The sequence below is a fragment of the Neptunicoccus cionae genome (assembly GCF_014643735.1).
Taxonomy (GTDB): domain Bacteria; phylum Pseudomonadota; class Alphaproteobacteria; order Rhodobacterales; family Rhodobacteraceae; genus Amylibacter; species Amylibacter cionae.
The window spans coordinates 1,094,405-1,107,181 of the sequence record NZ_BMKA01000001.1 but is presented as its reverse complement, the minus strand read 5'-3'; the positions used below and the strand labels follow the sequence as shown (position 1 = coordinate 1,107,181).

Here is a 12,777-nt window from a genome sequence, read left to right as displayed (position 1 = left end):
AAGGGAGGTGGAAATGGTTGTTGAAAGATTCGCCCCCTCGCCCACCGGTTTCCTCCACCTCGGTCACGGCTTTTCTGCGCTGACAGCCCATGGCGGGGCAATAGCACAGAATGGCCGGTTCCTTCTGCGGATTGAGGACATCGATACCGAGCGCTCCAAACCGGAATTTGAAGCTGCCATCTATGAAGACCTGCGATGGCTTGGACTGAAGTGGGAAGAGCCGGCGTTGCGTCAGTCGGAACGGATGGATTTTTACGACGAAGCGCTGAACCGGCTTGTAAACATGGAGTTATGTTACCCCTGTTCCTGCACCCGCCGCGATATTGCCGAAGCGCTTAGCGCACCGCAAGAAGGCGCCGCGCAACAATTCGGTCCGGACGGCGTCATCTATCCCCGCACCTGTTGTGCCCGATCCATGACGCATAGAACCGACGCGGATGCCGTGCGTCTTGACATGCGCAAAGCTGTTGCAATGCTCGGCGAACGGGCGGACGCAGGCTACATCGAAATTGGTGAAAATGCAGGGTTCCACCCCTTATCTGATGAATACCTAGTCGAGTGCTGCGGTGACATAGTGTTGGCACGGCGTGACATTGGCACATCATATCATCTTGCAGTGGTGGTAGATGACGGCGCACAAGGCATCACCCATGTGACACGTGGTTCAGATATGGCACCGGCCACCCCGATCCACGTTTTGCTTCAAAACTTGTTGTCTCTACCAACACCCCTGTATCGCCATCACCGGTTAATCCGCGATGACACGGGCAAACGCTTGGCCAAACGTCACGATGCACTGGCGCTGCGCACGTTACGCGATGCTGGCTGGACGCCGGAAGACATTCGCGCCGCTGTCACGCCATAGGCTTTAACAACTCCACTTCACCATCGGTCACACTGGTGTAAAAACAGCTTCGACGGTTTGTGTGGCACGCTGCCCCTTCCTGATCCACCATCACCAAAATGCAATCCCGATCGCAGTCGATCCGCATATCGACCAGTTTTTGTGTGTGCCCCGAGGTTTCCCCTTTGATCCAGAATGAAGCGCGCGACCGCGACCAATACGTCACGCGACCGGTTTCAAGTGTTTTTGCAACCGCTTCGGCGTTCATCCAGGCAAGCATAAGCACCTCGCCCGTGTCGTGTTGTTGCGCGATGGCTGGCAACAGCCCGCGATCATCAAATTTCAGTGTGGCTGGATCAAAATTTTCCATCTCGGACCGGTTCCTCTTTCCAAAACTGGGGTTGAAGCCTAATTATAGAGGTAACACGAGAAATAGAAGGGCTGCGCGATGACTGACGCATCCGAAATGGTAAAACTCTACTCGAACCGGATACTGGCGCTGGCGGCGGATATTCCCCATTCTGAACGGCTGGAAGCACCAGATGCAAGTGAAATGAAGCGGTCTCCTTTATGTGGCTCTACCGTAACTGTAGATGTTTGCATGAAAGACGGTGTGGTTTCCGACTTTGGACAGGATGTAAAAGCCTGTGCATTGGGACAAGCCTCGGCCAGTGTACTGGGCGGCGCGGTTATGGGGCAGACCCTTGAAACCATCAGAACCGGACGCGACCAATTGGCCGCGATGTTGAAATCCGACGGTCCAGTCCCCGATGCGCCGTTTGACGGGTTAGAAGTCTTACAGCCAGCCAAGGCCTATAAAAATCGGCATGCCTCTATCCTTTTGGCGTTTGATGCAACCGTTACTGCCATAGAAAGCTTATCCCAAGCCGCGTAAAAATACTGTTAACTCACGCCAAAAAAAACGCCGCAACCTTTGTGGGCGCGGCGTAAAAGGTGTGCGGTGTCAGATTTCAGGCACGACAGAGACGGGGCAACGTCTCTGGGCCGTCAAGGGGACGGCAGGTATCACAAGGACGAGGCATCCAGATACCCAAGTGCAGCCTTACAACCGCGGACAGAGCTTAGAGGGTGTAACCGGGGAGGTGCAAAACCACGACCAACATCACAAAAATGGCACAAACGCCCACAATATCTTCAAGGACAGTGGCAGAGTTAGCATTTAAAATTCGGATCATGTCGCGGATCATAGTCAGACCTCAATGGTTATGTTCTCGTCAGTTCCCACAATGTTCCGCAAATGTTCCACTGTTGCAAGAACTAAATAGGAACACTTAACGAGTTCTTAACCAATTCCATGCTAACCAACTGATATGTAACGAAAAGATTTTTCTTGTTCCATTAGATAGAGGAGAACACGCGCCGCCTGCCCCCGTTTTGACGTCAGATCGGGATCTTCCCCCAGCAACAAACGGGCGTCATCTTGCGCCGTTTTCATCAACTCGGATTGGCGTTCCAAATTCGCTATCCGGAACCGTGGCAACCCCGACTGTGCAACTCCCAGAACGTCACCGGCCCCGCGGATTTTAAGATCTTCATCCGCGATGCGGAAGCCGTCATTGGTATCCCGCATGGTTTTCAGGCGGCGTTCTGCAGTTTTGCCAAGGGTGCCGTACATCAACAGGCAAGTTGACGCCTCGGACCCGCGGCCCACACGCCCCCGTAACTGGTGCAACTGCGCCAGCCCAAAACTTTCGGCCTGCTCAATCACCATGATGCTTGCGGTCGGGACGTTCACCCCGACCTCAATCACTGTCGTGGCGACCAGAACTTTGCTGCGACCAGTCACAAAATCCGCCATAGCAGCGTCTTTGTCCGCAGCAGGCATCTGCCCATGAACCATTCCGACATTTTCTTCGCCAAGAGCAAGACGAAGCAAGCGATACCGTTCTTCAGTTGCCGCCCAATCCTTTGTCTCGCTTTCGCCCACTAGTGGACACACCCAATAGGCCTGCCGCCCCTCTGAAATTGCATTTCGCAGGTGCGTTACGACCTCCTCAAGTCGCTTATTGGACACCAAAACTGTGTCTATCGGTTTGCGGCCAGCCGGTTTCTCATCAAGTACCGAGACATCCATATCACCGTAGTTCGCCAGCTCCAACGAGCGCGGGATTGGCGTTGCCGTCATGACCAAAACGTCCACAGCCGCCCCTTTGGCGCCAAGGTCCAGCCGCTGACGCACCCCAAAGCGGTGCTGCTCGTCAATTACGGCCAGCCGAAGGTCTTGAAATTGAACGTCTTTCTGGAAGACCGCGTGTGTACCAACAAGTATTTGTATATTGCCTTTGGCCAAAGCTTCGAGTTTCTTACGGCGCTCTGCTCCGCTATCCCGTCCGGTCAACAGTTCCAACACGACCCCTGCCTCGGATGCCAGTGGCTGCAGCCCCTCAACATGTTGGCGCGCGAGAATTTCCGTCGGCGCCATCAGCACTCCTTGCCCCCCGGATTCCACCGCAGCCAATAGCGCGATCAAAGCGACGAGCGTTTTTCCGGACCCCACATCCCCTTGCAAAAGGCGGTTCATCTTGCGCTTGCTCGCCATATCTTCTGTGATTTCCGAAAAGGCCCGCAACTGTGCATTTGTTGGCGCATAGGGCAGTGATTTCAATACCTTATTGCGCAAAGCTCCCGTACCTTTGGTCGCCAAACCAGAGGACCGCCGCTGAGAATTACGCGCCAGCGCAAGGGTAATCTGATGGGCAAAAAATTCGTCGTAGGCCAACCGTGCACGCGAAGGTGAGGTTATTTGAACATCCGCTTGGGATGTGGGCGCATGGGCCGTTTCGACTGCGGCCTTCCAGGATGGCCATCCAAATTTGGTGATTACCGACGGCGTAATCCACTCCTCCATATCAGGTAAAAGCCGCAAGGCTGAACGGGCTGCACGAAACACCTGCTTTTGGCTGACGCCGGCGGTCAGAGGGTAAAGCGGTTCGTTGGCAGGGATCGTGCCCGCAGCGTCCGGCGGCAGGATGTAATCGGGATGGACCATTTGGGCGACGCTGTCGAACATTTCGATCTTGCCAGACACCACCCGTTTTTGACCGCTTGGCAGTTGCTCTCGCAGCCAGTCAGAGCGCGCGTGGAAAAACACCAGTTGAAAACTGGTTTGACTGTCCTGAACCGTCACCCTGTATGGACGCCCTTTGATCGCGTTCGGGGTGTGAATGCCGACGACAATCTCGACCGTCACCACCGCAGGCGCTTCGACCTCAAGTATACTGGCGCGGATCTGGCGATTAATCAAACTGTGAGGGAGCAGGAACAGCAAATCACGTGGACGGTTGATGTCAATTTTAGCGTAATTCTGTGCAGATTTCGGACCGATACCCTCCAGCATGGTCAGATCCGCAAAAAGCGGGAAAAGAATTTCGGGGCGGCGGCTCATCCGGCGACCCTACCCTGTCGCACCGATCAGTTCGAGCCAATCATCCTCTGAAATTAATTCCACCCCTAAGGATTCAGCCTTTTTTGCTTTGCTGCCCGCACCCGGTCCGGCAATAACAAGATCCGTTTTGGCCGAAACCGAGCCCGAAACCTTGGCTCCTAAAGCTTCAGCTCGGGCCTTTGCCTCGGCCCGCGTCATTTTTTCGAGCGTTCCGGTGAAGACTACAATTTTTCCTGCAACGGCACTACCGGAGGTATCCGGCGCGGCAACGTCCTGCACTTGAAGTTCGCCAACCAGCCGCGAAATAGCCTCGCGGGTGTTTTGGGTATGAAATGCGTCAACCAGAGCCTCCGCCATAACGGTGCCGACACCGTCGATATTCAACAGATCCTCCCAAGCCTCGCCTGTTTTTTTACGTGCTTGGGTCATCGCGCTGAAAAAACTGTCCCAGCTGGTATAGTGACGGGCCAACATCGCCGCGCTGGTTTCCCCTACATGGCGAATACCCAACGCAAAGATCAAACGATTCAAAGGAATCTGACGCTTTTCATCGATCGCAGCGAACAGTTTGCTTGCAGATTTGTCGCCAAATCCGTCGCGGTTCTTCAGTTTGGTCAGATTTGCGGCATCGCGCTGCGACAGGGTGAAAATATCCGCCGGTTCCTTAATGGGAAGACTTTCATCATTGAAGAACATTTCCACCTGCTTGGCCCCAAGGCCGTCAATATCAAAGGCGGATCGAGACACAAAATGCTTTAGCTTTTCAACCGCTTGCGCAGGGCAGATCAACCCGCCTGTGCAGTAAGCAACGCTATCGCCTTCTTCACGGACGACATCAGATCCGCATTCAGGACACTCGGTCGGAAATTCGAAAGGGACAGAGTCCTTGGGACGTTTGGAAATATCCACATCACGAATTTTCGGGATTACATCGCCGGCGCGGTACACTTCGACCCAGTCACCGACCCTAAGATCCCGACCTTCACGGATCGGTTCGCCCTTACTGTCCTGCCCTGCAATGTAATCCGCGTTATGCAGCGTTGCGTTAGAAACGACCACGCCGCCGACCGTCACAGGATGCAACCGCGCAACGGGGGACAGCGCACCGGTTCGCCCCACCTGAATCTCAATCGCTTCGAGAATGGTATGAGCAATTTCCGCTGGAAACTTGTGGGCGATTGCCCAACGGGGTGTGGTTGCGCGATACCCAAGACGGGATTGCAAGGTGAGATCGTCCACCTTGTACACCACCCCGTCGATATCATAACCAAGCGTAGCCCGCTGTTCTTCAATAGCGTGATAATGCTCCAGCATCTGCGCAGTGTCGTCTAGCCGCTTTGTAAGCGGGTTTGTTGAAAACCCTAACGTTTCCAATCTCTTGATGGCTTCTAATTGGGTATCGGCGAGGGGTTCGGAAACCTCCCCCCAAGCATAGGCAAAAAACAATAGCGGGCGCTGTCTCGTGATATTGGAATCGAGTTGACGCAATGATCCTGCGGCAGCGTTACGCGGATTTGCGAAGGTTTTTGCCCCCTTTGCAGCCTGCGCCAGGTTCAATTTCTCAAAATCAGCGTGGCTCATATAGACTTCGCCGCGCACCTCAAGGACCGTAGGGGCACCCTTTAGGGTTTCCGGAATATTTGCAATTGTTCGCGCGTTGTTGGTGACAGATTCTCCAACCTCCCCGTCACCGCGTGTGGCAGCCTGAACCAGCCTGCCGTCTTCATATCGCAATGATAGAGACAGGCCGTCGATTTTTGGTTCAGCAGTAAAGGCTATCGTTTCGCTATCCCGAAGCCCAAGGTATTTCCTTACCCTTTGCGTGAAGTCTTCTACATCTTCATCGGAAAACGCGTTCCCCAGCGACAGCATACGCTGACTGTGTTTTATCTTTGCAAACGCATCGGAAACTGGCGCACCCACTTGATCAGAAGGGCTGTCTGTCCGTTTCAAGTCGGGGAAGCGTGTCTCTATTTCCGCATTACGCAGTTTTAGACGATCATATTCTGCGTCACTGATCTTTGGAGCATCTTTTGTGTGATAGTCGGAATTGGCCTCTGCCAGGGATTTGGCCAACCGCGCCAGCTCTTTTTCAGCCTCCTGAACAGACAATTGCGTTACCGAGCGTTCGACTGACATGATCCGATAATCCCCAAAAACTGATCGTACCGAACCGTTCTATTTGGCTGTCTGTGCCGGGTCTAGTGGGCTTTTGTTCCAATCAACAATTTGAAGACAAATTCCCAGTCCCCCGGCGAGAGCAGATCAGTCGACGGTTTCCACACCACGAACATGGCTACTCTGATCAAAACTTCGTTATGCGGAAGCCACCATTTTCACCGAATCCGCTACCTCGTCAGGGTCGCGAAGGACATAACCACGGCCCCAAACGGTTTCGATGTGGTTTTCCCCTCCCGTCGCCTCGGCCAGCTTTTTGCGCAATTTGCAAATAAACACATCGATAATCTTGAGTTCCGGTTCATCCATACCGCCGTAAAGATGGTTCAGGAACATCTCCTTTGTCAGGGTCGTTCCTTTCCGCAAAGAGAGCAATTCCAGCATCTGGTATTCCTTACCGGTCAGATGGACTGTTTCATTTCTGACCGATACAGTTTTTGCGTCCAAATTCACCACAATACTTCCGGTTTCAATCACAGATTGTGCGTGCCCCTTGGACCGGCGCACAATTGCATGGATGCGCGCCACCAGTTCTTCGCGGTGAAACGGCTTGGTAAGATAGTCGTCAGCGCCGAACCCCAACCCCTTAACCTTTTCTGAAGCGTCGTCGTTACCAGAGAGAATCAAGATGGGCGTTTGGATCTTTGCAACGCGCAACTGGCGGAGAACTTCGTGTCCGTTTATGTCCGGCAGGTTCAAGTCCAGCAGGATCAAATCGTAATCATAGAGCTTTGCAAGGTCTATGCCTTCTTCGCCAAGATCAGTGGCATAGACATTCAAGTTGGCATTAGAGAGCATAAATTCAATGCTTCTGGAGGTCGTAGGATCATCTTCAACAAGTAGAACACGCATAGCAGACTCCGGATCAATAAGATTTTTGTGGGCTCAGTATTCTACAACTTAGTTAAATATGCGTTACGCTAAGCAAGAATTTAGCAACACACGTTAAGGTTGTCCACTTAAATGATTAACATCCTCTGCAATATGCTTAGCTCCGGTATTTCTGGATTGCTGTGATCCGTAACGCCGCCGGTCCGTGGCTTTGTACTGCACTGATCCAACTGGACAGTTCGTCTTGTGTCAGGTCATAGGTCTGACAAGCCTCCCGATCTGTAATCAAACCTCCTTCCACCGCGGCGACAATCACGGCCTTGCGCCGTGCAACCCAGCGTGACGTGTTCTTAGGAGGAAGATCGGATCGGCTGAGACGGCTTCCATCGGGAAGCGTTACGGATGCAGGACCGGGGTCCTTTCTAATATACATGGGGCACCTTCTAACTATTTTCACTGTGGCCAAACTCCGCCCAAACACCTAATAACTAGTGAACCCAGCCCTTGAGAACACTTAGGGTTTTACTATATTCCATATCAAACCTGATCTATCGGCTTGGCGTTGCGGCCCGGCCCAGAGGATCGGCTCCAGAACTCCGGCGATGCGATGGCACTCGACACTCCAAAAACCGAACTGAACTCATTGGGATTCGCGAAAGCACCCAAAGATACACGCGTACTCGTCGCTATGTCTGGCGGCGTTGACAGCTCTGTGGTGGCCGCACAACTCGCCTCTGAGGGTTATGATGTGGTCGGCATCACACTACAGCTATATGACCATGGCGCGGCGCTGGCCAAAAAAGGCGCGTGTTGTGCGGGTCGTGACATTCACGATGCCCGCCGCGTGGCCGAAGAAATGGGCTTCCCCCACTACGTGCTGGACTATGAAAACAAGTTTCGGGAAAGCGTAATTGACGAGTTTGCCGACAGCTATCTTGCTGGTGCAACGCCTGTGCCCTGCATCCGCTGCAACGAACGGGTCAAATTCCGCGATCTTCTGGAAACCGCCAAAGATCTGGACGCGGATTGCATGGCGACCGGCCATTACATCCAGCGTTTCATGGGCTCGGAAAAGGCCGAACTGCACAAAGCTGCGGACGGGGATCGTGATCAAAGCTATTTCCTTTTCTCAACAAAACAGGAACAACTTGATTACCTGCGCTTCCCTCTCGGGCATCTGCGCAGCAAGGCGGAAACCCGCGAACTTGCACGTAAATTCGGGCTGCCGGTTGCGGATAAACCGGACAGTCAGGACATCTGTTTCGTGCCAAACGGATCTTATGCTTCAGTGATCGAAAAGCTGCGCCCCGGTGCCGCAGACCCCGGTCAGATTGTACATCTGGACGGTGAGGTTCTGGGCGAACATAAAGGTGTGATCCACTATACGGTGGGCCAACGTCGCGGCTTGGGGATCGGGGGGCGTGAACCGCTGTATGTGGTCAAGCTGGACGTTGACAAAAAGCACGTTATCGTCGGCCCGAAAGAGGCACTGGCAACGCGCAAAGTGCCTGTACGGGAAATCAACTGGCTTGGTGATGAACCCTTTGAAAGCCGTGAAGAATGGCATGTTTCGGTGCGCGTCCGCTCTACTCGCGCGCCCAAAGAGGCGATCGTCCGTCCGCTGTCTGCCACCGAGGCAGAGGTCGAATTATTGTCGCCCGAAGAAGGGGTTGCGCCCGGACAGGCCTGTGTTTTCTACGAAACCGAAGGCACCCGCATTTGGGGTGGCGGCTGGATCTGGCGCGGTTACTAAATTCTGTCCTATTAGGCACCTGTTAACTCCTGCGGCCTAAGCTGTGCGTCTCGCAGCCTAGGAGGACCGGATGAAAGGTGTCGTATTTGTAGAACTATTGTCTCTGGCGGATTCCCTTATCGGGGAAGAGGCCGTTGATGACGTTCTCAATTCTACTGAACTGGCGTCTGGCGGGGCCTATTCTGCGGTGGGAAACTATTCTTGCAGCGAATTGATGGCCCTGCTGGGCGCGCTTTCCCAGCACGCTGGCACCACGCCCGAAATTCTACAGACAATTTTCGGAAAATGGATTTTTCGCAGATTCGCGCAAACACACGCCCCGTTCATGGAAGGAAAAGAAACCGCCTTTCAGATGCTCGATTCTATAGAGGGTGAAGTCCATGTAGAGGTACGCAAACTTTACCCCGATGCTGAACTTCCAAGCTTTGCGACCCGTTTCCTAAGCCCGCAGAGCTTTGAAATGATCTATATTTCGGAAAGACCCTTGGTAGATTTCTGCCAAGGCATGATAGAGGCCTGCGTGGAACATTTTGGCGAAACAGCCTCGGTTCTGCGAACTCCGGTCCGATCAGAGACGGGTTCAGGTGCGACTTTTACCATACGACTGAACTCCCCACTGGCCGCCTAATGGATTCACAGACCGCGCCCCGACCAAAAGACACCGTCTCACGGCGACGCTACGACCGTGAAAGAACTGCACGTCTGGAAGCGGAGTCTTTGCTGGACATTAAGAGCCGCGCCCTTTGGGAGGCGAACCAAAGGCTCATCCGGCAAGCAGACGAATTGGAAAAAATGGTGGGCGCCCGCACCACTGAACTTCACCACGCGATGGAGGTTGCGGAGGCCAGCAACCGGGCCAAAAGCGTCTTTCTTGCGAGTATGAGTCACGAAATACGAACGCCATTGAATGGCGTGCTTGGCATGGCGGAAGCCCTAACTGATACCGCGCTGTGCGCTGAACAACAGGAAATGACGAACACCATTCTCGAAAGCGGCGGGCTGCTGCTGTCAGTGCTGAGCGATATTCTCGATGTTTCCAAAATCGAAGCGGGCGAGCTGACAATCGAACAAATCCCATTCGATCTCGTGGCGCATTTTAACGCCGCAAAACAGCTTTACGCGATGAAAGCGGTGAAGCGGAACTTGCAATTTGACATAAAACTTGCGCCGTCCGCCGGTGTCTGGATCAAAAGCGATCCAGTCCGCCTGCGCCAAGTGGTCGGTAATCTGGTTTCCAACGCCCTAAAATTTACCAGTGAGGGTAAGGTCTGTGTGCGGGTGGATCTAGAGAGAACAACGAAAGGGGCGTTCCTAAAAACTAGCGTCCGCGATACCGGAATTGGCATTCAGCAGGACAAGCTCAGAAATCTGTTTCAACCTTTCAAACAGGCAGACGATTCCATCACACGAAATTTCGGGGGAAGCGGTCTTGGATTGGTCATCTCCCGTCAGATCTGCCGCCTGATGGACGGGGACCTGACAGTCAATAGCACATTTGGCGAAGGATCAGAGTTCGTCGCCAGTATGAAGGTAGATCCAGCCGTCCGCTCTATAGAACCGACACCCCAAGAAGACGATCAGGCGTTCCGTTTCATGTCTTCCCGGCAGTGGCGAATCCTAGTGGCTGAAGACAATCGAACAAATCGGTTGGTGCTGGAAAGACAGCTAAAAGACTTGGAACTGGATTTGGTTCTGGTCTCAAACGGCGCAGAGGCAGTTGAACTGGCAACGGCGCAGACCTTCGACCTGATCTTGATGGACATTAACATGCCAGTGCTTGGGGGCATGGAAGCGACTGCAAGAATCAGGCAATGGGAAAAAGACACCGCGCGCGCGCCGTCTCCCATACTTGCGTTAACGGCAAATGCGATGACCTATCAAATTGCCGAATACCTTAACGGGGGAATGGATGGCCATCTGTCCAAACCGATTAAGAAAAGCGTATTATTACGCACTCTCTCTGACTCGCTTCGTTCGGTCACAGAGCGTGGATGCATTCCATAAGGAACAGTAACCGGACCCGGATTTTACAGGTCCGGCGTAGCACTGCCGTTTCTCTTTCCGCTGACGGTCGCTACCAACGCAGCGACCGCGATCACCCGGAGACGTTAAACGAAAGCGTCAGGCTCAGAGGCTTTACGCTCTTCCATATAAGCTTGTAGCGCTTCATCAATAGCAGGGTCCAGCGGTGGCTGTGTATATTCACCCATCATCCGCTCCACCCGCTCGCTCGCCAACTGCATCGTATCTTTGCCACCTTCGTCCGACCAGGTTTCAAAAGGTTTGTAATCCAGAAGCTGCGATTTCCAGAAACTGTCCTTAAAGTTTGCCTGCGTATGCGCACACCCAAGATAATGCCCCCCTGGTCCGACCTCACGCACCGCGTCAAGCGCCTGCCCGTTTTCAGACATGTCGACACCTTTAGCGATAGAATGCAGAACACCCAGTTGGTCCGCGTCCATAACAAATTTTTCAAAGGACGTGACAAGACCGCCTTCCAGCCAACCAGCCGCATGCAAACAGAAGTTCACACCACCAAGCAAAGCCGCATTCAGCGTGTTTGCAGTTTCATAGGCGGCCTGTGCATCAGGCAATTTGGACCCGCAGAGCGCCCCACCGGACCGGAACGGCAACCCTAAACGACGCGCAATCTGACCGGCCCCGTAAAGGATTTTCGATGCTTCCGGTGTTCCGAAGGTTGGAGCGCCGGAATTCATGTCGATCGACGATACAAAAGCCCCGAAAATCACCGGTGCGCCAGGATTGCAAAGCTGGTTGTAGGCCACACCGGCCAATCCTTCGGCCATAACCTGCGCCAGCGTACCCGCAACCGAAACCGGCGCCATTGCGCCCCCAACGATGAAGGGCGAAACGATGCAGGCCTGATTGTTCTTGGCATAAACCTCCATCGCACCCATCATGATTTCATCAAACGTCAGCGGAGAGTTGATGTTGATGAGAGACGTCATCACCGTTTTGTTTTCAAGGCTGCCACCGAACAGGATTTCGGACATTTTAACCGAGTCCACCGCCCGCTCCGGCGCAGTCACAGACCCCATATAGGGTTTGTCCGACAGGGTCATATGGGCGTAAAGCATGTCCAGATGCCGCTTGTTCACCGCGATGTCAGTCGGTTCACAAACGGTTCCACCGGAATGGTGCAACCACTTCGACATATAGGTCAGTTTCACCATCTTCTGGAAATCCGCCATAGTGGCATACCGCCGCCCGCCGTTCACATCGCGCACAAAAGGCGGGCCGTATACAGGGGCAAGCACCATGGAATTTCCGCCAACGCGCACGTTCCGGTCGGGGTTTCGCGCATGTTGTGTGTACTCAGAAGGAGCGGTTTTTATCAGCTCGCGAGCCAATCCACGGGGGATCCGCACCCTTTCTCCATCCACATCCGCACCCGCATCAGCCCAGCGTTTCAGCGCGCCCGGATTGTCCGGGAAATGGACGCCTATTTCTTCAAGGATGGTTTCTGCATTGTTTTCGATAATCTCCAGCGCCTCTTCGGTCAGCACCTCGAAATTCGGAATGTTGCGCTCGATGTATTTCGCCACTTCAAGCCGCACAGTTGTGCGATCGGCGCGACGGGCAGCGCCGCCTCCACCACCACGGGTTCTTCGACGGGTTGCTGGCGCGGCTTCAGACATCTGGGATCACCTTATGTTCACATCATTAAAAGTTGGTTTAGCGTTTTCCTGCGGACGGTAAGGTGTAAATTCGCCCGTTTCTGGCACAAAGCGACATGGCGGGTCA

The 12,777-nt window shown here is 53.8% G+C and carries 11 protein-coding genes; 5 read left to right on the top strand and 6 right to left on the bottom strand.

The features are described from left to right. Positions 1 to 13 precede the first annotated feature (13 nt). Complete coding sequence (gluQRS, locus tag IEX10_RS04865) at positions 14 to 865, top strand: tRNA glutamyl-Q(34) synthetase GluQRS (protein WP_188671421.1); 852 nt, start codon at positions 14 to 16, stop codon at positions 863 to 865. Here the strand turns inward: gluQRS and hisI are convergent. Then, positions 855 to 1,214, bottom strand: a complete 360-nt coding sequence (gene hisI, locus IEX10_RS04860; protein WP_188671419.1) for a phosphoribosyl-AMP cyclohydrolase — start codon at positions 1,212 to 1,214, stop codon at positions 855 to 857. The genes gluQRS and hisI overlap by 11 nt on opposite strands. A 78-nt stretch (positions 1,215 to 1,292) precedes the next feature. On the opposite strand from hisI, the gene IEX10_RS04855 reads away from it, so the two are divergent. Then, a complete protein-coding gene (locus tag IEX10_RS04855; protein WP_188671417.1) occupies positions 1,293 to 1,739 on the top strand; it encodes an iron-sulfur cluster assembly scaffold protein in 447 nt (148 codons plus the stop codon). Between the two features lie 423 nt (positions 1,740 to 2,162). On the opposite strand, the gene recG is transcribed toward IEX10_RS04855, so the two are convergent. The 4 genes from recG to sciP form a co-directional block, all read right to left on the bottom strand. Continuing rightward, complete coding sequence (gene recG, locus IEX10_RS04850; RefSeq protein WP_188671415.1) at positions 2,163 to 4,250, bottom strand: ATP-dependent DNA helicase RecG; 2,088 nt, start codon at positions 4,248 to 4,250, stop codon at positions 2,163 to 2,165. A 9-nt stretch (positions 4,251 to 4,259) separates the two neighbouring features. Continuing rightward, complete coding sequence (gene ligA, locus IEX10_RS04845) at positions 4,260 to 6,389, bottom strand: NAD-dependent DNA ligase LigA (RefSeq protein WP_188671413.1); 2,130 nt, start codon at positions 6,387 to 6,389, stop codon at positions 4,260 to 4,262. A gap of 177 nt (positions 6,390 to 6,566) precedes the next feature. Further along, positions 6,567 to 7,280 carry a response regulator transcription factor CtrA gene (gene ctrA, locus IEX10_RS04840; RefSeq protein ID WP_188671411.1) on the bottom strand — a complete coding sequence of 238 codons (714 nt, stop codon included), beginning with the start codon at positions 7,278 to 7,280 and terminating at the stop codon, positions 6,567 to 6,569. 136 nt (positions 7,281 to 7,416) lie between these two features. Beyond that, entirely contained in the window at positions 7,417 to 7,692 is a 276-nt protein-coding gene (sciP, locus tag IEX10_RS04835) for a CtrA inhibitor SciP (RefSeq protein ID WP_188671409.1), read from the bottom strand. 174 nt (positions 7,693 to 7,866) lie between these two features. Here sciP and mnmA point away from each other — a divergent pair, with 174 nt between their 5' ends. The 3 genes from mnmA (at position 7,867) to IEX10_RS04820 (ending at position 11,016) form a co-directional block, all read left to right on the top strand. After that, positions 7,867 to 9,012, top strand: coding sequence for a tRNA 2-thiouridine(34) synthase MnmA (mnmA, locus tag IEX10_RS04830; protein ID WP_188671406.1), 1,146 nt, complete (start codon positions 7,867 to 7,869; stop codon positions 9,010 to 9,012). A gap of 70 nt (positions 9,013 to 9,082) precedes the next feature. Then, positions 9,083 to 9,640, top strand: a complete 558-nt coding sequence (locus IEX10_RS04825; RefSeq protein ID WP_188671405.1) for a heme NO-binding domain-containing protein — start codon at positions 9,083 to 9,085, stop codon at positions 9,638 to 9,640. A 164-nt stretch (positions 9,641 to 9,804) separates the two neighbouring features. Further along, on the top strand, positions 9,805 to 11,016 hold the full coding sequence (locus IEX10_RS04820; protein ID WP_229678434.1) for an ATP-binding protein: 1,212 nt from the start codon (positions 9,805 to 9,807) through the stop codon (positions 11,014 to 11,016). A 104-nt stretch (positions 11,017 to 11,120) separates the two neighbouring features. On the opposite strand, the gene IEX10_RS04815 is transcribed toward IEX10_RS04820, so the two are convergent. Then, on the bottom strand, positions 11,121 to 12,671 hold the full coding sequence (locus IEX10_RS04815) for a trimethylamine methyltransferase family protein (protein ID WP_188671401.1): 1,551 nt from the start codon (positions 12,669 to 12,671) through the stop codon (positions 11,121 to 11,123). Between the last annotated feature and the right edge of the window lie 106 nt (positions 12,672 to 12,777).

What these genes read in the sequence shown, in the direction of transcription:
- gluQRS (WP_188671421.1), top strand. Translation starts at nt 14, where the DNA reads ATGGTTGTTGAAAGATTCGCCCCCTCGCCCACCGGTTTCCTCCACCTC.
- hisI (WP_188671419.1), bottom strand. Translation starts at nt 1,214, where the DNA reads ATGGAAAATTTTGATCCAGCCACACTGAAATTTGATGATCGCGGGCTG.
- IEX10_RS04855 (WP_188671417.1), top strand. Translation starts at nt 1,293, where the DNA reads ATGACTGACGCATCCGAAATGGTAAAACTCTACTCGAACCGGATACTG.
- recG (WP_188671415.1), bottom strand. Translation starts at nt 4,250, where the DNA reads ATGAGCCGCCGCCCCGAAATTCTTTTCCCGCTTTTTGCGGATCTGACC.
- ligA (WP_188671413.1), bottom strand. Translation starts at nt 6,389, where the DNA reads ATGTCAGTCGAACGCTCGGTAACGCAATTGTCTGTTCAGGAGGCTGAA.
- ctrA (WP_188671411.1), bottom strand. Translation starts at nt 7,280, where the DNA reads ATGCGTGTTCTACTTGTTGAAGATGATCCTACGACCTCCAGAAGCATT.
- sciP (WP_188671409.1), bottom strand. Translation starts at nt 7,692, where the DNA reads ATGTATATTAGAAAGGACCCCGGTCCTGCATCCGTAACGCTTCCCGAT.
- mnmA (WP_188671406.1), top strand. Translation starts at nt 7,867, where the DNA reads ATGGCACTCGACACTCCAAAAACCGAACTGAACTCATTGGGATTCGCG.
- IEX10_RS04825 (WP_188671405.1), top strand. Translation starts at nt 9,083, where the DNA reads ATGAAAGGTGTCGTATTTGTAGAACTATTGTCTCTGGCGGATTCCCTT.
- IEX10_RS04820 (WP_229678434.1), top strand. Translation starts at nt 9,805, where the DNA reads ATGGTGGGCGCCCGCACCACTGAACTTCACCACGCGATGGAGGTTGCG.
- IEX10_RS04815 (WP_188671401.1), bottom strand. Translation starts at nt 12,671, where the DNA reads ATGTCTGAAGCCGCGCCAGCAACCCGTCGAAGAACCCGTGGTGGTGGA.